The organism is Sphingomonas sp. JC676 (assembly GCF_014489075.1).
Lineage (GTDB): Bacteria > Pseudomonadota > Alphaproteobacteria > Sphingomonadales > Sphingomonadaceae > Sphingomonas.
The window spans coordinates 174,095-195,655 of sequence record NZ_JACTGR010000006.1; the positions used below are offsets into that span (position 1 = coordinate 174,095).

General features: G+C 66.9%; 22 protein-coding genes. 9 read left to right on the top strand and 13 right to left on the bottom strand.

Going from position 1 to position 21,561, the window contains the following annotated elements; all coding sequences use genetic code 11:
* Nucleotides 1-6: 6 nt before the first annotated feature.
* From ribD to gltX, 4 genes are all read right to left on the bottom strand, one after another.
* Nucleotides 7-972, bottom strand: coding sequence for a bifunctional diaminohydroxyphosphoribosylaminopyrimidine deaminase/5-amino-6-(5-phosphoribosylamino)uracil reductase RibD (gene ribD, locus IAG41_RS19285; protein ID WP_187730509.1), 966 nt, complete (start codon nucleotides 970-972; stop codon nucleotides 7-9).
* Between the two features lie 14 nt (nucleotides 973-986).
* Nucleotides 987-1,382: a hypothetical protein gene (locus tag IAG41_RS19290; protein WP_262408774.1), complete on the bottom strand. Its 396-nt coding sequence runs from the start codon at nucleotides 1,380-1,382 to the stop codon at nucleotides 987-989.
* 10 nt (nucleotides 1,383-1,392) lie between these two features.
* On the bottom strand, nucleotides 1,393-2,067 hold the full coding sequence (locus tag IAG41_RS19295; protein ID WP_187730298.1) for an energy transducer TonB: 675 nt from the start codon (nucleotides 2,065-2,067) through the stop codon (nucleotides 1,393-1,395).
* A gap of 87 nt (nucleotides 2,068-2,154) precedes the next feature.
* Nucleotides 2,155-3,486, bottom strand: a complete 1,332-nt coding sequence (gltX, locus tag IAG41_RS19300) for a glutamate--tRNA ligase (protein ID WP_187730299.1) — start codon at nucleotides 3,484-3,486, stop codon at nucleotides 2,155-2,157.
* Between the two features lie 95 nt (nucleotides 3,487-3,581).
* Between gltX and IAG41_RS19305 the strand changes: the two genes are divergently transcribed.
* Nucleotides 3,582-4,517 (top strand): ribose-phosphate pyrophosphokinase, encoded by a 936-nt coding sequence (locus IAG41_RS19305; protein ID WP_187730300.1) that lies wholly within the window; start codon nucleotides 3,582-3,584, stop codon nucleotides 4,515-4,517.
* On the opposite strand, the gene IAG41_RS19310 is transcribed toward IAG41_RS19305, so the two are convergent.
* Together IAG41_RS19310 and IAG41_RS19315 are read right to left on the bottom strand one after the other, a co-directional pair.
* A complete protein-coding gene (locus IAG41_RS19310) occupies nucleotides 4,514-5,263 on the bottom strand; it encodes a sulfite exporter TauE/SafE family protein (RefSeq protein WP_187730301.1) in 750 nt (249 codons plus the stop codon). The two genes, IAG41_RS19305 and IAG41_RS19310, sit on opposite strands and share 4 nt — an antisense overlap.
* 33 nt (nucleotides 5,264-5,296) lie before the next feature.
* Nucleotides 5,297-6,364, bottom strand: coding sequence for an AI-2E family transporter (locus tag IAG41_RS19315; RefSeq protein ID WP_187730302.1), 1,068 nt, complete (start codon nucleotides 6,362-6,364; stop codon nucleotides 5,297-5,299).
* A 130-nt stretch (nucleotides 6,365-6,494) separates the two neighbouring features.
* Here IAG41_RS19315 and IAG41_RS19320 point away from each other — a divergent pair, with 130 nt between their 5' ends.
* Both IAG41_RS19320 and IAG41_RS19325 read left to right on the top strand, forming a co-directional pair.
* Nucleotides 6,495-6,818, top strand: coding sequence for an antibiotic biosynthesis monooxygenase family protein (locus tag IAG41_RS19320; RefSeq protein ID WP_187730303.1), 324 nt, complete (start codon nucleotides 6,495-6,497; stop codon nucleotides 6,816-6,818).
* Entirely contained in the window at nucleotides 6,815-8,125 is a 1,311-nt protein-coding gene (locus IAG41_RS19325; RefSeq protein WP_187730304.1) for an MFS transporter, read from the top strand. The genes IAG41_RS19320 and IAG41_RS19325 overlap by 4 nt, the downstream gene beginning before the upstream one ends.
* Here the strand turns inward: IAG41_RS19325 and IAG41_RS19330 are convergent.
* On the bottom strand, nucleotides 8,076-10,367 hold the full coding sequence (locus IAG41_RS19330) for a CDC48 family AAA ATPase (protein ID WP_187730305.1): 2,292 nt from the start codon (nucleotides 10,365-10,367) through the stop codon (nucleotides 8,076-8,078). The two genes, IAG41_RS19325 and IAG41_RS19330, sit on opposite strands and share 50 nt — an antisense overlap.
* Before the next feature lie 286 nt (nucleotides 10,368-10,653).
* Here IAG41_RS19330 and IAG41_RS19335 point away from each other — a divergent pair, with 286 nt between their 5' ends.
* On the top strand, nucleotides 10,654-11,544 hold the full coding sequence (locus IAG41_RS19335; protein ID WP_187730306.1) for a LysR substrate-binding domain-containing protein: 891 nt from the start codon (nucleotides 10,654-10,656) through the stop codon (nucleotides 11,542-11,544).
* 76 nt (nucleotides 11,545-11,620) lie between these two features.
* Here IAG41_RS19335 and IAG41_RS19340 read toward each other — a convergent pair whose 3' ends face one another.
* Nucleotides 11,621-12,073 carry a peptidylprolyl isomerase gene (locus IAG41_RS19340; protein WP_187730307.1) on the bottom strand — a complete coding sequence of 151 codons (453 nt, stop codon included), beginning with the start codon at nucleotides 12,071-12,073 and terminating at the stop codon, nucleotides 11,621-11,623.
* Nucleotides 12,074-12,185: 112 nt separating this feature from the next.
* Here IAG41_RS19340 and mgtE point away from each other — a divergent pair, with 112 nt between their 5' ends.
* A complete protein-coding gene (mgtE, locus tag IAG41_RS19345; protein ID WP_187730308.1) occupies nucleotides 12,186-13,589 on the top strand; it encodes a magnesium transporter in 1,404 nt (467 codons plus the stop codon).
* A gap of 31 nt (nucleotides 13,590-13,620) precedes the next feature.
* On the top strand, nucleotides 13,621-14,022 hold the full coding sequence (locus tag IAG41_RS19350) for a DUF1489 family protein (protein ID WP_187730309.1): 402 nt from the start codon (nucleotides 13,621-13,623) through the stop codon (nucleotides 14,020-14,022).
* On the opposite strand, the gene IAG41_RS19355 is transcribed toward IAG41_RS19350, so the two are convergent.
* The 4 genes from IAG41_RS19355 to pabB form a co-directional block, all read right to left on the bottom strand.
* Nucleotides 14,019-15,143, bottom strand: coding sequence for a M23 family metallopeptidase (locus IAG41_RS19355; RefSeq protein WP_187730310.1), 1,125 nt, complete (start codon nucleotides 15,141-15,143; stop codon nucleotides 14,019-14,021). The two genes, IAG41_RS19350 and IAG41_RS19355, sit on opposite strands and share 4 nt — an antisense overlap.
* Before the next feature lie 137 nt (nucleotides 15,144-15,280).
* Nucleotides 15,281-15,937: a peptide-methionine (S)-S-oxide reductase MsrA gene (msrA, locus tag IAG41_RS19360; protein WP_187730511.1), complete on the bottom strand. Its 657-nt coding sequence runs from the start codon at nucleotides 15,935-15,937 to the stop codon at nucleotides 15,281-15,283.
* A gap of 26 nt (nucleotides 15,938-15,963) precedes the next feature.
* Nucleotides 15,964-17,163 carry a pyridoxal phosphate-dependent aminotransferase gene (locus IAG41_RS19365; protein ID WP_187730311.1) on the bottom strand — a complete coding sequence of 400 codons (1,200 nt, stop codon included), beginning with the start codon at nucleotides 17,161-17,163 and terminating at the stop codon, nucleotides 15,964-15,966.
* A 43-nt stretch (nucleotides 17,164-17,206) separates the two neighbouring features.
* Nucleotides 17,207-18,967, bottom strand: coding sequence for an aminodeoxychorismate synthase component I (pabB, locus tag IAG41_RS19370; protein ID WP_187730312.1), 1,761 nt, complete (start codon nucleotides 18,965-18,967; stop codon nucleotides 17,207-17,209).
* 116 nt (nucleotides 18,968-19,083) lie between these two features.
* On the opposite strand from pabB, the gene IAG41_RS19375 reads away from it, so the two are divergent.
* A complete protein-coding gene (locus tag IAG41_RS19375) occupies nucleotides 19,084-19,731 on the top strand; it encodes an MBL fold metallo-hydrolase (RefSeq protein ID WP_262408775.1) in 648 nt (215 codons plus the stop codon).
* Here IAG41_RS19375 and IAG41_RS19380 read toward each other — a convergent pair.
* Nucleotides 19,728-20,126: an MAPEG family protein gene (locus IAG41_RS19380; RefSeq protein ID WP_187730314.1), complete on the bottom strand. Its 399-nt coding sequence runs from the start codon at nucleotides 20,124-20,126 to the stop codon at nucleotides 19,728-19,730. The two genes, IAG41_RS19375 and IAG41_RS19380, sit on opposite strands and share 4 nt — an antisense overlap.
* 187 nt (nucleotides 20,127-20,313) lie before the next feature.
* On the opposite strand from IAG41_RS19380, the gene rpmF reads away from it, so the two are divergent.
* Both rpmF and plsX read left to right on the top strand, forming a co-directional pair.
* Nucleotides 20,314-20,493, top strand: coding sequence for a 50S ribosomal protein L32 (rpmF, locus tag IAG41_RS19385; RefSeq protein ID WP_187730315.1), 180 nt, complete (start codon nucleotides 20,314-20,316; stop codon nucleotides 20,491-20,493).
* Between the two features lie 29 nt (nucleotides 20,494-20,522).
* Nucleotides 20,523-21,554, top strand: a complete 1,032-nt coding sequence (gene plsX / locus IAG41_RS19390) for a phosphate acyltransferase PlsX (protein ID WP_187730316.1) — start codon at nucleotides 20,523-20,525, stop codon at nucleotides 21,552-21,554.
* Nucleotides 21,555-21,561 lie beyond the last annotated feature (7 nt).

Consider the following 21,561-nt stretch of genomic DNA (forward strand, 5'->3'; position numbering starts at 1 on the left):
TTTTCCTCATGAGGCGCGCTCGTAAACCTCGATCCGGTCGCTGCCAAGCATACGTGCGTCTGACAAGGTCCAGCGATTATGTGCCGCGGCGAGATCTGCGAGACCGATATCGGCGAGCGCGGACTTGCCGGCGCCGATCAGGATCGGCGCGCGGTAGAGAAGGAGCCGATCGACCAGGTCCGCGCGGAGGAAGGCCGCGGCGGTTTCGGCGCCGCCTTCGACCAGAATATGATCGATTCCCTCTAGTTCGGCGATCCGCTCGGGAGAGGCGATCGCTTCCCAGCCTTCAGGCGCCGCGCCCGTCGAAAGCAGCAGGCGGCGCGGCGAGCGGCTTTCCAGACCGGCGAGGCGGACGTCGAGGCTGGGTGCGTCGGCCTCGTATGTTCTCCGCCCGACCAGGATCGCTTCGTGGTGCGACCGTTCGAGATGGGCATGGGCGCGGGCCTCGGGTCCGGTGATCCAGCGGCTTTCACCCGAAGCGAGCGCGATGCGGCCGTCGAGCGAGGTGGCGAGCTTGAGCGTGACCTGGGGACGGCCTTTGGCGCGGCGAGTGAGGAATCCGGCCATCGCCCGGCGTCCGGCGCTCTCGCCGATGCCCTGTGAAACTTCGATGCCGGCGTCGCGGAGGCGCGCAATCCCCTGGCCATCGGTGCGGGGATCGGGATCACCGAGCGCGATCACCGCCCGGGCGACGCCGGCTTCGACCAGCAGGTTGCTGCAGGCGGGGCCGCGTGGCGAGGCATGGGCGCAGGGTTCGAGCGTCACATAGACAGTTGCGCCGCGCGACTTTTCGCCGGCCTCGGCCAGCGCCATCGCCTCGGCATGCGGACGGCCGCCAGGCTGGGTCCATCCGCGCCCGACGACGCGGCCCCCCGCCTTCGCGGGGGCAGGCTGCACGATCAAGCAGCCGACATTGGGATTGGGCGCGGTGCGCCCCTTGGTGCGCTCAGAGAGCGCGAGCGCCGCCGCCATCCAGCGGGCGTCGGTCAAAAGCCGTGATTGGTCAGCCAATCGTCGACCTTCTTGAACTCGGCCTGGTTCGCCCTGCGTCGTTTTTCGAGCGCTTCCTCGGCGATGTGCTTCTTGGCCTGGTCGATCTTCTGCTGGGCCTTGATCTGCGCGTCGGTGCGCGTGAGCGGCCAGGATTCGGCGTAGATGATGTTGCGCTCATACGGCGTCTCGACGCGCGAATCCTTCACGAACACGAAGAGCACCGCGAAGGTGATCGCCATCGAGAGCATCATGAACCAGAGCTCATGCGGTTTGCGCTGCGCAAGGAAGAACCGCAGGTCGCGAATCGCGCGGAGCGGGGACAGGGATCTCAGGAACGTCATCTCGGGCGCAAGATAGGGATGCGAGGGCTCAGGGACCAGCCCCCGCATCCAACACCCGTCAGCGGGCGTTTTCGAGCTCGAAGCGGACGTTCATGACCTTCCAGCTCTCTTCCGGAACGCCGCCGCGGCTGGCGGGCTTGAAGCGCCACTTGCCGAGCGCCTGGCGCTTGGTGACCTCGAAGAATGCCGTGCTGGTGGTGCCGAGCTGCTGAACCTCCTTGACCCGGCCATCGACGCCGATCCGCACGCGGACGCGGACCTGGCCGTCGCGCTGGGCGCGCAACTCGGACGAGGGATATTCGGGCTGAAAGTCCTTGAGGTAGCGCGGGTCCTGCTCGGCGCCCATCAACGGCGGCAGCACCTTGGGCGGTTCGACCGTCGTGGGCGGACCGGTTTCGATGACCTTCGGCTGGAACGGCTGCGGCGGATCGATGACGTCGGTCGTGGCAGACGTGTTGTCCGATTTGGTCAACACCTCGGGCTTCGGCGCGGTCGGCAGGGGTTCGCGGGCCACGTCGCGCTTCACGGTCTTGGGCTGCGGCTTCGGTTGCTCGACCGGCGGCGGGACCGGCGGATCCTTATAGTCGTTGATGATGAACCTGATCGGCTCCTTGCCGATAATGTTGGGCGCCGAATAGATCAGGCCGGCGATGATCGCGGCGTTGATCGCGAGTGCGGCGCCGAAGCTGAAGCCGCGCGAATGCGGAGGCTGGTACCTGTGATTGGCGTACATGCTGTGCACTCCATCTCCTGTTGCCGGTCTTTAGCGCCGACTTAGTGATGATACATCATTACATGCTAATGGCAAATGGTTTCCGGGTCAGGCGGCGGAGAGGCGCGCGATCGCACGATCCTTGCCGATCAGCGGCAAGAGCGCGGCCATGTCGGGGCCGTGATCGCGGCCGGTGAGCGCCTGGCGCAACGGCAGGAACAGCGCCCGGCCCTTGCGTTCGGTCTCGGCCCTGAGCGCATCGGTGAGCGCGTGCCAGGGATCGGCCGACCAATCGATCTCGCTGGCGAGCGCGGCGGCGCGGGCGAGGAAAGCACGATCCTCTTCGGCGGGCGCGGGCGAATCGACCGGGCCCTGAACGACGGTCCACCAGTCGGCGGATTCGGCGACGGTGGAGAGGTTGGGGCGTATCGCGTCCCATGCCGCGGCGTCCATGCCGGTGGGCAGGCGCGTGGCAACCGACACGAAATCGAGCTGGTGGAGGATGCGGGCGTTGAGCTGGGCCAGCTCGGTCTCGTCGAAGCGCGCCGGGGCGCGGCCGAAGCGGCCGAAGTCGAAGCTTTGGATCAAGGGCGCGGGATCGGCAAAGGGTTCGACGGGATCGCTGGTGCCGAGCCGGGCGAGCAATGCGATCAGCGCCTGTGGTTCGATGCCGATCTCGCGGAAATGCGCCACGCCGAGCGAACCGAGCCGCTTGGAGAGCTTGCCTTCGCTGCCGGTCAGCAGCGCCTCATGCGCAAAGGCGGGCGGCGACGCGCCCAGCGCCTCGAACATCTGGAGTTGGGACGCGGTGTTGGAGACATGATCCTCGCCGCGCACGACATGGCTGATCCCCATGTCCACATCATCGATCACCGAGGGAAGCAGATAGAGCCAGGATCCGTCGGCGCGGCGGACGACGGGGTCGCTCATCGTCCTGGGATCGAAGCGTTGATGGCCGCGGACGAGGTCGTCCCATTCGATTGCCGCGTCATGATCGAGCCGGAAGCGCCAGTGCGGCTGGACGCCGTCGGCTTCCAGCCTTGCGCGATCGGCGTCGGTGAGGGTCAGGGCGGCGCGGCCATAGACCGGCGGGAGACCGCGGCCGAGCAGGACCTTGCGCTTGAGATCGAGTTCCTCGGCGGTCTCGTACGCCGGATAGACGCGGCCCGCGGCGACCAATTCGGCGAAGCGTGCCTCGTAGCGATCGAAGCGCGCCGACTGGCGTTCCTCATCGTCAGGCGCGAGGCCCAGCCAGGCGAGATCGGCTCGAATCGCATCGACATGGCGCTCTTCCGATCGCGCCTGATCGGTATCGTCGATGCGCAGCAGGAAGCGCCCGCCATGCCGGCGCGCAAACAGCCAATTGTGGAGCGCGGTCCGCAAATTGCCGACATGGAGGCTGCCGGTGGGGCTGGGGGCGAAGCGGGTCGTGACCGTCATGGCCGGGACCTAGGCCGCAAGGGCGCAAGCGGCAATGCCCCTTTACCTGTCTGGACGGCCACGCCTAAGAGGCGGGCGGACGGGAGATCACGCACATGAAATTGATGGCCGGCAACTCGAACCTGCCGCTCGCCTCGGCGATCGCGGACTATCTCGAGATTTCGCTCACCAAGGCGAATGTGCGCCGCTTTGCCGACGAGGAGATCTTCGTCGAGATCCTCGAGAATGTGCGCGGCGAGGACGTGTTCGTGCTCCAGTCGACCAGCTATCCGGCCAACGACAATCTCATGGAGCTGCTGATCATGATCGACGCGCTCAAGCGCGCGTCGGCCAAAAGGATCACCGCGGTGCTCCCCTATTTCGGCTATGCCCGCCAGGACCGGAAGCCCGGCCCGCGCACGCCGATCTCGGCCAAGCTGGTCGCCAATTTGATCACCGTCGCCGGCGCCGACCGCGTGCTCTCGGTCGATCTCCATGCCGGGCAGATCCAAGGCTTCTTCGATATCCCGACCGACAATCTCTACGGCGCGCCGGTGATGTCGGCCGACATCCATACCCGCTTCCCGGACAAGCAATGGATGGTCGTTTCGCCCGACGTGGGCGGCGTGGTCCGCGCCCGTGCACTGGCGAAGCGGCTCGACAATGCCCCGCTGGCGATCGTCGACAAGCGCCGCGAGCGGCCGGGCGAATCGGAAGTGATGAACATCATCGGCCAGGTCGAGGGGCGCTTCTGCATCCTGATCGACGACATCGTCGATTCGGCGGGCACCTTGTGCAACGCCGCCGCCGCGCTGAAGGCGGCGGGCGCCGAGGACGTGGTCGCTTATTGTACGCATGGCGTACTTTCGGGCGGCGCGGTGGCGCGGGTCGACGGATCGGCGCTGGCCGAGCTCGTCATCACCGATTCGATCGGCAACCACGCGGTGATCGCCGACAGCAAGAAGATCCGGCACCTCACGATTGCGCCGCTGCTCGCCGAGGCGGTACGCCGCATCGCGGACGAAAGCTCGGTCTCCAGCCTGTTCGACTAGGCCAGCGCCTCCCAGACCAGCGCCGCGCCGACCAGGATCATCAGCCAGTAGATCGCGGTGTAGAAGCGTTCTGGCGAGACGCGGCGGACCAGCCAGACCCCGGCCAGGGTCGAGACCAAAGCGAGCGGCAGCAGCGCGGCGGAGGTGAGCAGGTTCGCCCGGCTGAACTGGCCGAGCGCGACATAAGCGGGCACCTTCAGCCAGTTGGTCGCGGCGAAATAGATCGCGGTGGTGCCGACCAGCACGTCGCGCGGCAGGTTGCGCGGCAGTACCCAGAGCTGGAAGGGTGGCTGGCCGGCATGCGCGATCTGGCTGGTGAAGCCCGAGGCGATGCCGAACAAAGATCCCACCCATTCGGGCCATCGCGCCGCGTCGCGCGGGACAGCATGCGCATCGACCCAGAGCCGGTACGCGCCGAACAGGATCGAGATCAAGCCGACCGCCGCCATCACCGCGACCGGCGAGACGCTGGCGGCAAAGGCATAGCCGAGCCAGATGCCGATCACCGATCCCGGCAGCATCCAGCCGATCAGCCGCCAGTCGACCGTGCGGCGGAACGCGAGCACGCTTACCACGTCCTGCGTGATCAGGATCGGCAGCGTGATCGCGGCGGCGCGCACCGGATCGATCGCGAAGGCGAGCAAGGGCAATGACAACGCGCCCATCCCCGCAAAGCCGCCCTTGGACAGGCCGAGCAGGATGACCGCGGGAATGGCGAGCGCGTAGAAATGCCAGTCGGTGATCATGACGTCATGCCGCCAGGCGAAGCTCCCGGGAACTCAGGCTTCATCGGTCGTCGTGCCGATATCGCCCGAGTCGACCCATTCGCGCCAGATCAGCACGAGCGCCGCCATCACGGCGGGCCCGACGAACAGGCCGAGCAGACCGATCGTCTCGACCCCGCCGACGATGCCGATCAGCACCCAGACAAAGGGCAGGCGCGTCGTGCCGCCAATCAAGCCCGGGCGCAGGAAATGGTCGATCACGAAGTTGATCACAAAGGCCAGCACGCCGACGATGATCGCCGCCACCACCGCGCCCTGGATCACCAGCAGCAGGAGCGCCACCAGCAGTACGGCGACAAGGCCGAACGGGATGATCGAGGCGAGGCCAGACAAGAGGCCCGTCAGGATCGGATGCGGTACGCCGGCAAAGGCGAAGATCACCGCCATGATGATGCCCTGGGCGAGACCGAGCAGCACGAGCCCGTCGACCGTGCCGCGCACCGAGGCGAAGATCTGGCGCCCCACGCGCCCACCGGCATCGCCGAACGCCCGGGTCGCGCCGCGCTCGAGCTGCTGCACGACGGTGTCGCGGTCACGGATCAGGAAGAACAGGACGACGATCGTGAACGCGAAGACGACGACGCGCCTGATGACGTCGTGCGTAAGGGTCCTGGACTGTGCGAGGAGCAGGTCGGTGTCGATACGCGCGAACTGCTCCGAAGCGCCGGCAGCCGTGAGGAGATGCGCATTCCACCAGGCCGTGATCTGGGCCGACCCGATCGGCAGGTTTGCTACCCAGGCCGGCACGGGCACGCCATGGGCACGCGCGTCCGCCAGCCAGAGCGCGACGCCCTGCGCCTCGACCACAGCGCGCGCCAGAGCGATCACGAGCGGTACAACGACGATCAGCAGCACGGCAGACGTGATCAGGCAGGCGACGAGCGTCTCGTGGCCAGGCCAGCGGGCCAGCAGGCGCCGGCGCAGCGGCTCGACGGCGATAGCGACGACGCCAGCCCACAGGATCGCGGGAACGAAGGCGGCGCCGATCCACAGGGCGCCGAGTGCGATCGCCAAGGCGAGCGCGACACGCGCGCGCAACTGAGCGGGCGTCGAATTGTCCAATTTAGTTCCCCGCAATTGCCCAGCGCGGCCCGCGCGCTTCGGCACGGACGATGCCCTTGGAGGCGAAGCTCCGCAATGGGCCGCGCCTTGCGGATTTGCGTCCGCAGGCAAAATGCCTAAGCGGAAAGCCATGGCCGAGGACCGTAGCGGACAGATCGCAGTGATCTTCGTCTCCGAGCGCACGTTCGAAGACGATACCGGCTATGCAGAAGCGGCGGCGGCGATGGACGCGCTCGCCGCCCTGCAACCCGGCTATCGCGGCGTGGACGATGCGCGGGGCGAGGACCGGATCGGCATCACGGTCAGCTATTGGGCCGACGAGGCGAGCGCGATCGCGTGGCGCAGGCATCCCGAGCACGCCGCGACGCGCGAGATGGGGCGGGGACGCTGGTACCACTGGTACATGCTCCACGTCGCCGAGATCGGACGCAGCTATAGCTGGGAACGCGGATGAAGGTCCGCGGCATCGACGGGACCTTCGCGCTTCTCTTCACGGTGATGCTCGCGATCGCGGCGGGCAATACCGCGCTGCAATCGGTGCTCCCCGCGCTCGGCCGCTCGCTGGGCGCCGCCGACAGCGCGGTCGCGGCGGTCTTCTCGGTCTCCGCCTTACTCTGGGTGATCTGCGCGCCGTTCTGGGCCAACCGATCCGACCGGCATGGACGGCGCGCGATGGTGCTGCTCGGAGTCGCGGGGTTCACCGCCTCGCTGTTCCTGTGCGGGCTTTTCCTGGTGCTGGGCATCAACGGCGTGCTCGGGCCGATCACCACCTTCGTCGCCTTCATCGCCGGCCGGATGCTCTACGGCATCTTCGGATCGGCGGCACCGCCGGCAGTGCAGGCGCTGGTCGCGGGGCGCACCACGCGCGACGAGCGGACCAAGGCGCTGACCCTGCTCGCCTCCGCTTTCGGACTCGGTACGATCCTGGGGCCGGCGATCGCACCCTATCTGGTGATGGGAAGCCTGTGGCAGGGCGGGCCACAGATCGGGCTGGCGGGGCCGGCCTTTGCCGGCAGCGCGATCGGTGCGGTGATCTGGATCGCAGTCGCCCGGCTGCTGCCGCGCGAGGAAACTGCGTCGCACGGCGCGGCGGTCGCCTATCCCTCGATCGGCGGACAGGGTTCGGGGGCGAGCGTTACCGCCGCCACCGCCGACCCCAGCCAGCCGGTCGGCTATTTCGATCCGCGCGTCCGCGCCTGGATCATCTGCGGGCTGGTGATCGGCCATGCTCAGGCGATGACCGGGCAGGCGATCGGCTTCCTGATCATCGACCGGCTGCACGTGACCCCGCTCGACGCGCTCCAGCCGACGGGGCTGGTGCTGATGCTGGGCGCGGTTTCCTCGCTCATGGTGCAATGGGGGTTGATTCCGCTGTTCGACCTGAAGCCGCGCGCTCTGGTGCTGATCGGCGTGGCGCTGGGAGCGGCAGGTTGCGTGGCGACGGGTAGCGCGACCTCGCTCTACGGCATCGCGCTCGGCTATGCGCTGACCGCGCTCGGCATGGGATTCGCGCGGCCGGGCTTCACCGCGGGCTCGTCGCTGGCGGTCGATACGCACCACCAGGGATCGGTGGCGGGCAAGGTCACCTCGGTCAACGGCGCGGCGTTCGTGCTCGGGCCGTCGATCGGGGTGGGGCTGTATGAGCTGTGGCGGCCGCTACCCTATCTCACGGCCGCCAGCTGGCTCGCTTGCCTGTTTGTCTATGCCTGGCTCAATCTTCGCCCTTCGGGCCATGGCCGCGGAGCATCCCCGGCGCGATGAAGCCGATCGGCTGGATCGCCGATGCCTGCTGCTTCAGCCGCCCCGACATGGCCTGATATTCCTCCTCCATCTCCGGGGTGACGGTGGCGCGCGAATCCTTCAGCGCCTCGGCGAAATGCGCCGCGGTGACTTCGCGCGTGTCGAGCGAGCTGCGCAGCGCCACCAGGCCGGCGCGGCGGACGACGTCCTCCAGATCGGCGCCGGTATAGCGCTCGGTCCGCTCGGCGATCGCCGCGAGATCGACGTCGCTCGCGAGCGGCATCTTCGCGGTCTGGATGCGCAGGATGCGCTCGCGGCCCGCATTGTCGGGCACACCGACATAGACGAGCTCGTCGAACCGGCCTGGGCGGAGCAGTGCCGGATCGATCAGGTTGGGCCGGTTGGTCGCGCCGATCACCACCACCGATTGCAGCTCCTCGAGCCCGTCCATCTCGGACAGGATCGTGTTGACCACGCGCTCGGTGACCTGAGGCTCGCCCATCCCGCCACCGCGCGACGGCACCAGGCTGTCGAGCTCGTCGATGAAGATCACGCAGGGCGCGACCTGGCGGGCGCGGGCGAAGAGGCGGGCGATCTGCTGCTCGGACTCGCCATACCATTTGGAGAGCAGGTCGCTCGACTTGGTGGCGATGAAATTCGCTTCGGCCTCACGCGCGACCGCTTTTGCCAGCAGGGTCTTGCCGGTGCCGGGCGGGCCATAGAGCAGGAAGCCCTTGGCCGGGCGGATGCCGAGGCGGCGGAACGCGTCGGGATCCTTGAGCGGAAGCTCGACGCCTTCCTTGAGGCGCATCTGCGCATCGTCGAGGCCGCCGACATCCTCCCAGCGAACCTGCGGCGCCTGGACCATGACCTCGCGCATCGCCGAAGGCTGGACGCGCTTGATCGCCTCAAGAAAATCCTCACGCGTGACCGACAACGTGTCGAGCACCTCGGGCGGGATGCTGCGATCCTCGAGATTGAGCTGCGGCATCAGCCGCCGCACCGCCTCGATCGCCGCCTCGCGGGTGAGCGCCGCGAGATCGGCGCCGACGAACCCGTAAGTGGTGCGCGCCAGCTCGTTCAGGTCGACATTATCGGCAAGCGGCATGCCGCGCGTATGGATGCCGAGGATCTCGCGGCGGCCGCGATCGTCCGGCACGCCGACGACGATCTCGCGATCGAAGCGGCCGGGACGGCGCAGCGCCTCGTCGAGCGCCTCGGGGCGATTGGTGGCGGCGATGACGACGATGTTGGCGCGCGCCTCCAGCCCGTCCATCAGCGTGAGCAATTGGGCGACGAGACGCTTCTCCGCCTCGCCCGAGACCTGGCCGCGCTTGGGCGCGATCGAATCGATCTCATCGATGAACACGATCGACGGCGCGGTCTTGGCCGCTTCCTCGAACACCTGGCGCAGCCGCGATTCGGATTCGCCATAGGCGGAGCCCATGATCTCGGGCCCGTTGATCAGATGGAAGGTCGCGTCGCTTTCGTTGGCGACCGCGCGGGCTAGCCGCGTCTTGCCAGTTCCGGGCGGGCCATGCAGCAGCACGCCCTTGGGCGGATCGACGCCGAGACGCTGGAACAGCTCGGGATAGCGCAAGGGCAGCTCGACCATCTCGCGGAGCTGGTCGATCGTGCCGGCCATGCCGCCGATATCGTCATAGGTAACGTCGGCGCGGCGCGTCTCGGCGGCCTCGGTATATTCGGGGCGCAGCTCGACCTCGGTATTCTCGTCGATATGGACGATGCCGCGCGGCGTGGTGGAGATCACCGCGAGACGGATCTCCTGGAGCGCATAGGCCGGCGCGCGGACGAACTGGGCGACATTGGGCGGCACGTCGGCGCGCTGGTGGCCGACCGTGGCGATCGTATCGCCGGCGGTGAGCGGGCGCTGGAAGAAAGTGCGCTTCAGCGCCTCGCCTGAACCCTGGAGGCGCAGATTCTCCTGTGCGGGGGCGAAGACAACGCGCGTCGCGGGTTTGGATTCGGCGCGGCGGACCTCGACGAAATCGCCCGAACCAACGCCGGCATTGGCGCGCTGAAGACCGTCGATGCGGAGCAGCTCGAGCCCCTCATCCTCCGAATAGGGTAGCACCGCGCGCGCGGGGGTGGTCCGCTTGCCGACGATTTCGATCACATCACCTTCGGTGATGCCGAGCGCGGCCATCAGCGAACGCGGGATATGGGCCAGGCCGCGTCCGCTGTCCTCGGGCCGGGCATTGGCCACTTGCAGCTTGCGCACCTGTGGTTCTTCGTCCGCCAATTCTTTTCTCCCGTTGGCGTGGAACGGAGAACCTAAGCACGGTGGACGCAAAAAAAAGGGCCGCCCCGTAGGGCGGCCTTGGAAAGTTTTAGGAGAGGATGCCTGAAAGGCAGGACATATGTGCAGTGCGGTACGAAATTGTGCAAGTGCGAAAAGATTTATCTCCGATTGCACATCTTGCAATCGTTCTTAACCGGAACGATAGTCGCTCCACAGAGTAGGAACACCATTGCCAAGTCGGAATCACTTGCCAATTTTGTGACGCACTGCACAAAGAAGAGAGAGAATGCGCCGCCTTCCTCCCCTCACCGCCATCGAGGCTTTCGTCCAGGTCGCCCGGCTCGGCTCGATCAAGGCCGCCGCCGAGGAGCTCGCACTTTCTTCGCCCGCGCTCAGCCGGCGCGTCCAATCGCTCGAACGCTTCATCGCGAAGCCGCTGTTCGAGCGGCGGCACCAGGCGCTCAAGCTCAACGATGATGGCGAGCGGCTGCTCGGCCTGATCGCGCCGGCGCTCGACGCGATGACCGACGCGGTCGAGGCGATGACGAGCGGGACCGAATTGCTGCGGCTGCGGCTGGGCGTGCTGCCGCTGTTCGCGACGCAGCGGCTGCTGCCCAAGCTGCCCGAACTGAAGCGTCGCCATCCCGAGCTGCATCTCGACGTCGATACCGCGGGGCACGGCATGGCGCGGCTGGGCGACGGGCTCGACGCGGCGATCGTGATCGCGCGCGACATCGATCCTGGTCTCTATGCGCGCCGGCTCGATCGCAACCGGGTGCATGTGATCGGCGCGCGCGCGCTGATCGAGGGGCCGAATCCGGTGAAGGAACCGCTGGATCTCAGCCGGCTGACCGCCTTGGTCCATCGCGACATGCCCGAGACCTTCACGGCATGGCGCGCGGCGGCGGGCTTTCCCGACCTCGAGCCGGCCGCGATCGACCATTTCGATTCGGGCAATCTGATGCTCGAGGCCGCGGCACAAGGACTGGGGGTCGCCTTCATGCTCGAATCGCATTTCGAGGCGGCCCGCGACGAGCGGCTCGTCCAGCTCTTCGACCTGACGGTGGAGAGCCACTACAGCTATTGGTTCGTGTGCCGTCCGCGCGCGCTGTCGCAGCGTCCGGTCAAGATCTTCCATGACTGGCTGGTGGAATCGGTGGCGGCGAAGGACCTGTAGGCCGTCCCAGCGTCGGGCCAGGGAAAGGTCCTACACCCCGGCCCCTCCTCCTCAGAGGAGGGGCTTTTAGCGGTGGTTATTCGGTGCGCATCTTGACAATCTTGCCGGGATTGCGCGGCGGCTCGCCCTTGGGAAGCGCGTCGACATGCTCCATGCCCTCGGTCACTTCGCCCCAGACGGTGTACTGGCCGTCGAGGAAGGTCGCGTCGTCGAGGCAGATGAAGAACTGCGAATTGGCGCTGTTCGGATCCATCGTGCGCGCCATCGAGCAGATTCCGCGAAGGTGCGGCTCGCGGCTGAACTCGGCAGGAACATTGGGCTTGTCCGAGCCGCTGGTACCGGTGCCGGTGGGATCGCCGCCCTGCGCCATGAACCCGTCGATCACGCGGTGGAAGACGACGCCGTCGTAAAAGCCCTCATTGGCGAGACTGGTGATGCGCTCGACATGGAGGGGGGCGAGATCGGGACGCAGCTTGATGCGGACGTCACCGGACTCGAGGGTCATGACGAGGCTGGTGGGATCGGACATTGATAACTCCTGAGGAAGGATTTGACCGCCACCTAGGCATGCAGCCCGCGACTTGCAAATCCAAGGCTGCGGTGGCAGCGCCTCGCACGGGGCCGGCGAAGGAGGTCGAACGATGAGCGAGACCGAACTTCATCCGGGCGAAGACGCGTCCGAAAGCGAGCTCGACGAGGACGACCGGCTCAAGCCCGAGTTCGTCAGCGCCGTGCTCGAGGCGGTCGAGGCCGGCGATACCGAGGCGGCGCATGCGCTCGCCGAGCCGCTCCATCCCGCCGACATCGCCGACCTGGTCGAGCTCACGCCGTCCGAACTGCGCCCGGCGCTGGCCGCCGCGATCGCCGACCTGATCGACGGCGACGTGCTCGCCGAGATGAACGACTGGGTGCGCGAGGCTTTGGTCGATGCGCTCGAGCCGCATCAGGTCGCCGATATCGCCGCCGAGCTCGACACCGACGACGCCGTCGCGATCATCGAGGACATGGACGCGGAGGACCAGCGCGAGGTGCTCCGCGCGCTCGATCCCGACGACCGCGCCGCGATCGAGGAAGCGCTTTCCTATCCCGAGGAATCCGCCGGCCGCCTGATGCAGCGCGAGCTGGTCGCCGTGCCCGAGCATTGGACCGTCGGCGACGTGCTCGACTATCTGCGCCGCAGCGAGCATCTGACCAGCGATTTCTGGGAAATCTTCGTCGTCGATCCCTCGCACAAGCCGATCGGCACCTGCGCGCTTTCCTGGATCCTGCGCACGCCCCGTTCGGTCTCGATCGGTGACGTCATGAAGCGCGAGCAGACGCTGATCCCGGTCGACATGGACCAGGAGGAAGTGGCGCTCCGATTCCAGAAATATGCGCTGATCTCCGCCGCGGTGATCGATTCGAGCGGGCGGCTGGTCGGCATGATTACCGTGGACGACGTGGTCCACATCATCTCCGAAGAGGCGGGCGAAGATATCCTGCGCCTGTCGGGCGCCGGCGAAGGCGACATCAACGAGCCGGTGTTCGACAGCTACAAGGGCCGCGTGCGCTGGCTGATCACCAACCTGGCCACCGCTTTGGTGGCGGCGACGATCATCACCCTGTTCGAGGGCACGATCCAGCGCATGGTCGCGCTGGCGGCGCTGATGCCGATCGTCGCCGGCGTGGGCGGCAATGCCGGCACCCAGACCATGGCGGTGACCGTGCGCGCGCTCGCCACCAACCAGCTGACCCAGTCCAACACGGTCCGCGCGATCCGGCGCGAGCTTTCGATCGCGGTGCTGAACGGCCTGACCGTGGCGGTGGTGATCGGCACGGCAGTGGCGTTGTTTTATGGTCATGTCGCGCTGGGCGCAGTGATCGCCGCGGCGATGCTGACCAATATCGTGATCGCCGGGCTGGCGGGCGTGGTCGTGCCGCTGACGCTCGACCGGCTCAACGCCGATCCGGCGGTGGCGTCGTCGATCTTCGTGACGATGACGACCGATTCGATGGGGTTCCTCGCCTTTCTCGGTCTCGCGACGGCAAGCGGCCTGGTGGGTTGATCGCCGCGGCCGGCAGCCCCAGATCGGGCGTGTGCCCTTACATCTGACCAAAGTCGCCTATGGCTGCGACAGCATCGAATATCTCCAGGACCGCCTGGCGCTCAAGGCCGCGCACCAGCCGGCCTTTCTGACGACGCGCTATATGCCCAAGCGGCACGAGGAGGTCGCGGGAGGATCGCTGTTCTGGATCATCAAGCACCAGTTGATCGGCCGGTCGCCGATCCTGGGCTTCGGCGAAGCCGAGGGCGGGCGCGTCGCGATCTATCTCGAGCCCAAGCTGGTGCTCGTCCAGGCGCGGCCCAAGCGGGCGCACCAGGGCTGGCGCTATCTGGAGGGCAAGGACGCGCCGACCGATCTGGGCGAGGCGGGCGCGGGAATCGCGGAGCTGCCACCAGGGCTGGTGGGCGAGCTCGCCGGGCTCGGGCTGATCTAGGGGAAGCGCACCACGTCCTGGTCCACGGGCATATCCCCGCGCCGGCCGGCCGGCGCCGGGGCGCTGAGCGCCACCGGGACCGAAGGATCGAACGTCTGCTCGATCGCGCTTTTGCCCAGCAGCGAGAAGCTGTCGATCAGATAGGGAAGACCCTCGGATTCCTCGAAGGTCATCCGATTGCTGACGTGGAAATGCAGATGCGGTGCGCCGGCCGCGCCGCTCTGCCCGAGACGCCCGATCACGGCGCCGCGCCGGACATGGTCCCCGACCTTCACCGTGACGCTGTCTTTCCGAAGATGCGCGTAATGGGCGAACACGCCCGGCGAGACTTCGAGCACCACGAAATTGCCGTACAGGGTGCGCACCGTTAGATCGTCCGGCACGGACAGCGGCGCGAGCGGCGTACCGTCCGGCGCATCGTTGCGGACATCGCGTACCACGCCGTCCGCGACCGCGAGAACCTCATGGTCGAAGCCGATCCAGTCGCCATCGGTCGTCGCTGCCAAGCTTTGGTGCCGGCCCCGCACGGAATGGCCGTTTTCATCCAGCCCGAACCAGTCGATCGCGAAGCGTTGGGGAATGGTGAGCATTCCATCGACGGCGACCAGGCTGCCCCAATGATGCGAATGTGCATTGCCGGGCCCTTCCGCCGCCAGCCAGAGTCCGCCGCGTAGGGGCGGTCCAAGCACGATTGGGGTCCGATCGGCGACGCGGCCCACTATTCCCGCCGCACGCTGAAGACTGCCGCCGGCAGTCCGAAAGTCGAGCTGATGACGGAGGGTTCGGGGCGCTGCGTCTCCAGGCAAGGTCAGCCAGAGGAACAGGACCGTGCGACGCCCCGATTCGATCGAAATCCCCCGGGCGACGTGTTCCTCGTCCATCGGCTTCGCGAGGAGCCCGTTGATCTCCGGCCCCTGCACGGTCAGCAGCGGCTGCGATCCGCCATCCGCGAACACCGAAACCTTCTCCAGCGTCAGCGGCCCGTCGCCGGAATCGAAGCTGGTGATGTGGAGCTCATAGGCAAGGTGCTGCCTGCCGTCGCTGCCGCGGACGACATTGGGCTCCCATGGTGCGCGCGCTTCGACCTGCGCCTGATGTGCCTCTTCATCGGAAGCCGGCATCGCAGGGGCGCCAGCGGGCCCGACTATCGAGGACAGAGCCAGAGCCAGGGCTGCGGCATAAAACTTCATCGAACGCGACCCCCTCGCCTGGATGGCGACAGGAGACACAGGCCGTTCAAGGGGTCAAGCCGGCCGGGCTAGTTCGCCAGCTGCGGGAAGGCGTTGCGGAACGCGGTCACCTTGGGCTTGTCCCAGCGCACGATGTAGGGGTGCGTCGGATTCCGCCAGAAAAAGTCCTGATGATAGGCCTCTGCGGGATAGAAGGCGCCGGTCTCCAGCTTGGTGACGATCGGCTTGGGATAGGCCTTTGCCCGGGTGAGTTGGGCGATGTAGGCGGTGGCGACGCGGCGCTGATCGGCATTCTGCGGGAAGATCGCGGAGCGATAGCTGGGGCCGACATCGGGGGTCTGCCGATTGAGCTGGGTCGGATCATGCGCGACCGAGAAATAGACCCGCAGCAGCGTGCCGTAGCTCACCTTGTGCGGATCATAGACGATGCGGACTGCCTCGGCATGGCCGGTGCGCTCGGTCGAGACCTGGTCATAGGTCGCGGTGCCGCGCGCGCCGCCCGCATAGCCGCTGGTGACCGACTGGACGCCCTTCACCGACTGGAACACGGCTTCCATCCCCCAGAAGCAGCCGCCCGCGAGGACCGCGACCTGGGGGCCCTTGGTCGGCGCAACGTCCGCGGCCGGCGCGGGGATCGGCACAGCACGCTCGGCGCTGCTGGCGCCGGCGGAGACGAACAGCAACGCACCGGCAAGAGCGGCGACGGGGAGGGCGATCCTGAGCATCGCCGATATGTCGGTGCCCTCAGGCCCTAGCGCAAGGCGGCGCAGGCCGTCTGAATGCGCGTGCAAGCCTCGGTCAGCAGATCCTCCGACGTTGCATAGCTGATGCGCAGCGCCGGCGAGAAGCCGAAGGCGGCGCCGTGCACTGCCGCAACCCGCGCCTCGTCGAGCAGATAGGTGACCATTTCCTCGTCGGTGGTGATCAGCTGACCCTTGGGCGTGGTCTTGCCGATCAGCGCCGAGAATTCCGGATAGACATAGAAGGCGCCTTCCGGACGCGGGCAATGCATGCCGTTGATCTGGTTGAGCATCGAGACCACGAGATCGCGGCGGGCCTGGAAGGCGGCGGTGCGCTCCTTGAGAAAGCTCTGGTCGCCGTTCAATGCCGCGACCGATGCCGCCTGCGAGATGCTGCTGGGATTCGAGGTCGACTGCGACTGGAGCTTGCCCATCGCCTTGATCAGCCAGGTCGGGCCGCCGGCATATCCGATCCGCCAGCCGGTCATCGCATAGGCCTTAGACACACCATTGGCGGTCAAGGTGCGATCGTAGAGCGAGGGGCACACCTCGGCGATCGTGCGGAATTCGAAGCCGTCATAGAGGATGTGCTCGTACATGTCGTCGGCATAGACCAGCACATGCGGGTGCCGTTCGAGCACCTGGCCGAGCGCCTTCAATTCGGCCTCGCTATAGGCCGCGCCCGTCGGGTTCGACGGCGAGTTTAGCACCACCCACTTGGTCTTCGCCGTGATCGCCGCTTCGAGCTGCTCGGGCTTGATCTTGTAGTTCTGGGCCGCGCCGGCGCTGACGAAGACGGGCTTGCCGCCCGCGAATTCGACGACGTCGGGATAGCTCACCCAATAGGGCGCCGGCACGATCACCTCGTCACCCGGATCGATCGTCGCGCAGAAGGCGTTGAACAAAGTGTGCTTGCCGCCCGAGTTCACGGTGATCTGGTTCTCGGCATAAGCGAGGTTGTTGTCGCGGGCGAACTTGGCGACGATCGCCTGCTTGAGTTCGGGCGTGCCATCGACATTGGTATATTTGGTCTTGCCCGCGCGGATCGCCTCGATCGCGGCTTCCTTGACAAAATCAGGCGTGTCGAAATCGGGCTCGCCGGCGCCGAGACCGATCACGTCGATCCCCTGCCGCTTCAGCTCGAACACGCGGCTCGTCATCGCGAGCGTGGCGGAGGGCTGGATGCGCTGGAGCGCGGCGGAAGTCTGCATGGGAGGCGCCTTTTCCGGGAGGGACGCGCGCCTATAGGTCCGGCTACGGCTTTTTCGCAACTGTAACGGCGGATACCAAACCGCGCAGCGCATTGCCGAGGAAGAAACCGCCTTCGAGATCGGCGGGTGTGAGGTCGCCCTCGACCGCACGGCCGCTATCGATCAGCTCGGCGCGGAGCACCCCGGGGAGCAGGCCACGCGACAAGGGCGGCGTCACCAAGCTGCCGCCGCGCTCGACGAAGATCGAGGTGAAGCTGCCTTCGGTAAGGAAGCCTTCAGGGTCGGTGAACACGATTTCCCAGGCACCGCCGGCGGCACGCGCGCGATCGTAGAAGGCGCGGCGGGTGGTCTTGTGAGCGAGGCGGAAGTCGTCTGGCGCGACTTCGAGCGGGGCGATCGCCACCTCCACCGGCTCGGCGGGGGTAGCGGGCAGCGGCGCGACGCCGATCGCGATCGCCCCCGAAGGGCCGAGCAGCAGGCGGATGCGCGCCGCCTCGCGCAGGCGGAAGGTCGCGGCCTGGAGCTCGTTGCGCACGCCATGGCGATCAAAGACGAACCCGAAGGCCTCCGCGCTCGCCTTGATCCGGGCGAGGTGGCGCTCGAGCAGCGGCACGCCCTGCTCGGGATCGAAGCGCATCGTCTCGATCAGATCGAAGGGCACTTCGCCGGCCGTCACGAACGCGCCCTTGGCGAGGCATTCGTCCCATTCGGCTGCGGCATTCGAATCAGCGACCACGCCCGAGCCGAGCCCGAGGCGCGCAAGGCCGGGCGCCGAGGGCACCAAAGTGCGAATCGCGACATTGAACCTGGCGTCGCCATCGGCGTCGATCCTCCCGATCGAGCCCGTATAGGGACCGCGCGCGTCTTTCTCGACCTCCGCGATCACCTGCATCGCGCGGATCTTGGGCGCGCCGGTGACCGAGCCGCAGGGGAACAGCGCGATGAGGGCGTCGACCGGATCGAGCCCGTCGGCGAGTTCGGCAGTGACCGAGGACACCATCTGATGGACGGTCGGATAGGTCTCGACTTCGAACAGGCTGGGCACCGACACGCTGCCGGGACGCGCGACGCGGGCGAGATCGTTGCGCATCAGATCGACGATCATCAAATTCTCGGCGCGTTGCTTGGGATCGCTGCGGAGCGATTCGGCATGGGCGCGGTCGCTTGCCGGGTCGGCGCCGCGGACCGCGGTGCCTTTCATCGGCCGGGCGGTGAGCCGGCCCTTGTCGAGCGAGAAGAACAATTCCGGCGAGAAGCTGAGCAGCCATTCGCTGCCGGTCGCGACCAATGCACCATAGCCGGCGCGGGCGCGGGCGCGGAGCAGCGCGTAGAGCGACGGCTCGCTGCCTGCGGTACGAACGACGGCGCGGAAGGTGAGGTTGGCCTGATAGATGTCGCCCGCAGATATATAGTCGAGCACCTGCGCGAGCGCGGCATCATAGTCCGATCGCCCGATCTTCGGCTCGGGCGATCCTGCCCAGGCGCCGGCGGGATCGGGCAGCAGCGCAGGGACCTGGTCCGCAGGGATTTCGGCGTGACCGCTGAACAGCCCGAACCAGAGCAGGGGCGCGCTGCCCGAATGTCCCGAAGCAGCGGGCTCGAGCGCGGCGCCGGCTTCATAGGCTATATAGCCGGCGGCATCGAGGCCGCGCGCACGGGCGGCGCGGAGCACTTCGAGCGCAGGGCGGACCTGATCGAGGCTGTCGGCGCGGACGATCTCGACCGGATTGGCATAGAGGCGCGCGGGTGTGCCGTTCGGACGGGCATCGTCGAGCAGCACGAAAGGCGGTACGGGCAAACGCATGCTCGCTCGGGCATGCCGCCCCCGGCCGCATCCGGCAAGCCCGTGTTGCCGTGGCCGCCCGAGCCAACTACCTGAGCGCCATGTCCGAACCGACCACTCCTCCCCAATCTCCCCCGATGCGCGCGGCGATCGTGCCGGTCACGCCGCTCCAGCAGAATTGCACGTTGATCTGGTGCACCAAGACGATGCGCGGCGCATTCTGTGATCCGGGCGGCGACCTGGAGAAATTGCGTGCGGCGGCGAAGCAGCACCATGTCACCATCGAGAAGATCCTGGTGACGCATGGCCATATCGACCATTGCGGCTCGGCCGGCGAGTTCGCCAAGGAACTGGGCGTGCCGATCGAGGGGCCACACGAGGCCGACCGTTTCTGGATCGCGCGGCTCGAGGATGACGGGCGCAACTATGGCGTACGGGGCAAGCCGTTCGAGCCCGATCGCTGGCTGGTCAATGGTGACCAGGTGACCGTCGGCAACCTCACGCTCGACGTCTATCATTGCCCGGGGCACACGCCCGGGCACGTCATCTTCCACCATCCCGAATCGAAGCTGGCGCTGGTCGGCGACGTGCTGTTCCAGGGATCAATCGGGCGGACCGACTTCCCGATGGGCAATCACCAGGACCTGCTCGACGCGATCACCGGACGGCTATGGCCGCTGGGCGGCGATACCGTGTTCGTCCCCGGCCATGGCCAGCCTAGCAATTTCGCACATGAGCGGCGGACCAATCCCTATGTCGCCGATTCGGTTCTTGCGCGCGGCTAGCGCAGCGGATTGCTGTACTGGCTGGCCAGGAACACCGCGTAGACGCCGAGGCCGAACATGACGATCATCGTCGTGGCGATGCCAACCGTCCGCCCCGGCATCCAGCCATCCATTCCGATGGGATGGAGCAGCCGCCCGAGCAGATAGAGCGCCGCTGCCGCCCATAGCCACAGCTGCGTGCCGGCGCCGAATTCGATCAGCGCAATCAGGATCAGCACGATCGGCGTATATTCGGCAAAATTGAGCTGAGCGCGCATCCGGGCGATCAGCTTGGGGTTGCCGCCGTCGCCGACGGAGACCTTTTCCGATATGCGCATGCGGCTGACGCGCACTCCCAGCCAGAGATTGATAAGAGCGGCGGCACCGGTGGTGGTGAGTGCGACAGGTAGCAGCATGGACGTCCCCCTTTGTTGGGGCCGCACCCTACACGGCCTTGCATGCCGAGCAAGAATCGCTATACGCGCGGGCTCGCTTCGTGACCTGCCTGCTGGTCCGGCGAGCGGCCGGCCCAGCCGTCGCTTGCCTGGAATATCCTGTGGGCTTATCGCGACTTTGATTCTGATAGTCTTTTAAAGGTGCCGAATGGCCGTTCCCAAGAGAAAGACCTCGCCTTCGCGGCGTGGCATGCGCCGGGCGCACGATGCGCTGAGCGTCGAGGCATTCCAGGAGTGCCCGAACTGCGGCGAGTTGAAGCGTCCGCACAATCTGTGCAGCGCTTGCGGCCACTATAACGGCCGCGAGATCACGTCGGTCGAGGGCTGAGCGACGGAGTTTAACGGGGGCGTGCCGGCATGACTTTTCCCTCGCGAATCGCCGTCGATGCGATGGGCGGTGACGAGGGGATCGCCGTCATGCTGGCCGGTGCCGCGCGTGCGCGCCGTCGATTCGAGGGGATGGAATTCATCCTTGTCGGCGACGAAGCGCAAATCCGAGAAGGCCTGAAGACCCACCCCAACCTGACAGCGGCGTCGGAGATCGTCCACGCCGAACAGGTCGTTGCGTCCGACGAAAAGCCGAGCCAGGCGATTCGCCGCGCAAAGACCACGTCGATGGGCATCGCCATCGACCTGGTGAAGAAGGGCCGCGCCGGCGCCGCGGTTTCCTCGGGCAACACTGGCGCGCTGATGGCGATGGCGAAGCTTTCCCTGCGCACCATGCCGGGGATCGACCGCCCCGCGCTCGCTGCCCTGATGCCGAGCCTGGGTGAAAACGACACGGTGATGCTCGACCTGGGCGCCAACACCGAAGTCGACGTGCGCAATCTCGTCCAGTTCGCGGTGATGGGCGCCGCCTATGCGCGCACCGCGCTCGATCTCGATCGTCCCCGCGTCGCCTTACTCAACATCGGCACCGAGGAGATGAAGGGCACCGACATCATCCGTGATGCCGCCGCCCAGCTGCGCGCCGCGACGCACCTCCCGCTTGAATTCACCGGCTTCATTGAAGGCAACAAGCTGTCGCGCGGCGAAGTCGACGTGATCGTGTGCGACGGCTTTTCGGGCAATATCGCGCTCAAGACCGTGGAGGGCACCGCGCGGTTCGTCGCGGATCTGCTCAAGCGCGCGTTCAGCAGCTCGACTCGCTCGAAGATCGGCTTCCTGATCTCGCGGCCCGCAACCGAGCTGCTCCGGCATCATCTCGACCCCAACAACCACAATGGCGCGGTCTTTCTCGGCCTCAACGGCATTGTCGTGAAGAGCCATGGCAGCGCCAACGAACTGGGCGTAGACACGGCGATCGGCTTCGCCGCAAAGATGCTGCGCGACGATCTGACCCGGCGCATTGCCGAAGACCTTGGAAACTTCGAGGCCAAGGCCGCGTAATGACAAG

Coding starts and splice junctions, on each gene's coding strand:
- ribD (WP_187730509.1), bottom strand. CDS start 972: ATGGCGGCGGCGCTCGCGCTCTCTGAGCGCACCAAGGGGCGCACCGCG.
- IAG41_RS19290 (WP_262408774.1), bottom strand. CDS start 1,382: ATGCGGGGGCTGGTCCCTGAGCCCTCGCATCCCTATCTTGCGCCCGAG.
- IAG41_RS19295 (WP_187730298.1), bottom strand. CDS start 2,067: ATGTACGCCAATCACAGGTACCAGCCTCCGCATTCGCGCGGCTTCAGC.
- gltX (WP_187730299.1), bottom strand. CDS start 3,486: ATGACGGTCACGACCCGCTTCGCCCCCAGCCCCACCGGCAGCCTCCAT.
- IAG41_RS19305 (WP_187730300.1), top strand. CDS start 3,582: ATGAAATTGATGGCCGGCAACTCGAACCTGCCGCTCGCCTCGGCGATC.
- IAG41_RS19310 (WP_187730301.1), bottom strand. CDS start 5,263: ATGATCACCGACTGGCATTTCTACGCGCTCGCCATTCCCGCGGTCATC.
- IAG41_RS19320 (WP_187730303.1), top strand. CDS start 6,495: ATGGCCGAGGACCGTAGCGGACAGATCGCAGTGATCTTCGTCTCCGAG.
- IAG41_RS19325 (WP_187730304.1), top strand. CDS start 6,815: ATGAAGGTCCGCGGCATCGACGGGACCTTCGCGCTTCTCTTCACGGTG.
- IAG41_RS19335 (WP_187730306.1), top strand. CDS start 10,654: ATGCGCCGCCTTCCTCCCCTCACCGCCATCGAGGCTTTCGTCCAGGTC.
- IAG41_RS19340 (WP_187730307.1), bottom strand. CDS start 12,073: ATGTCCGATCCCACCAGCCTCGTCATGACCCTCGAGTCCGGTGACGTC.
- mgtE (WP_187730308.1), top strand. CDS start 12,186: ATGAGCGAGACCGAACTTCATCCGGGCGAAGACGCGTCCGAAAGCGAG.
- IAG41_RS19355 (WP_187730310.1), bottom strand. CDS start 15,143: ATGCCGGCTTCCGATGAAGAGGCACATCAGGCGCAGGTCGAAGCGCGC.
- msrA (WP_187730511.1), bottom strand. CDS start 15,937: ATGCTCAGGATCGCCCTCCCCGTCGCCGCTCTTGCCGGTGCGTTGCTG.
- IAG41_RS19365 (WP_187730311.1), bottom strand. CDS start 17,163: ATGCAGACTTCCGCCGCGCTCCAGCGCATCCAGCCCTCCGCCACGCTC.
- pabB (WP_187730312.1), bottom strand. CDS start 18,967: ATGCGTTTGCCCGTACCGCCTTTCGTGCTGCTCGACGATGCCCGTCCG.
- IAG41_RS19375 (WP_262408775.1), top strand. CDS start 19,084: ATGCGCGCGGCGATCGTGCCGGTCACGCCGCTCCAGCAGAATTGCACG.
- IAG41_RS19380 (WP_187730314.1), bottom strand. CDS start 20,126: ATGCTGCTACCTGTCGCACTCACCACCACCGGTGCCGCCGCTCTTATC.
- rpmF (WP_187730315.1), top strand. CDS start 20,314: ATGGCCGTTCCCAAGAGAAAGACCTCGCCTTCGCGGCGTGGCATGCGC.
- plsX (WP_187730316.1), top strand. CDS start 20,523: ATGACTTTTCCCTCGCGAATCGCCGTCGATGCGATGGGCGGTGACGAG.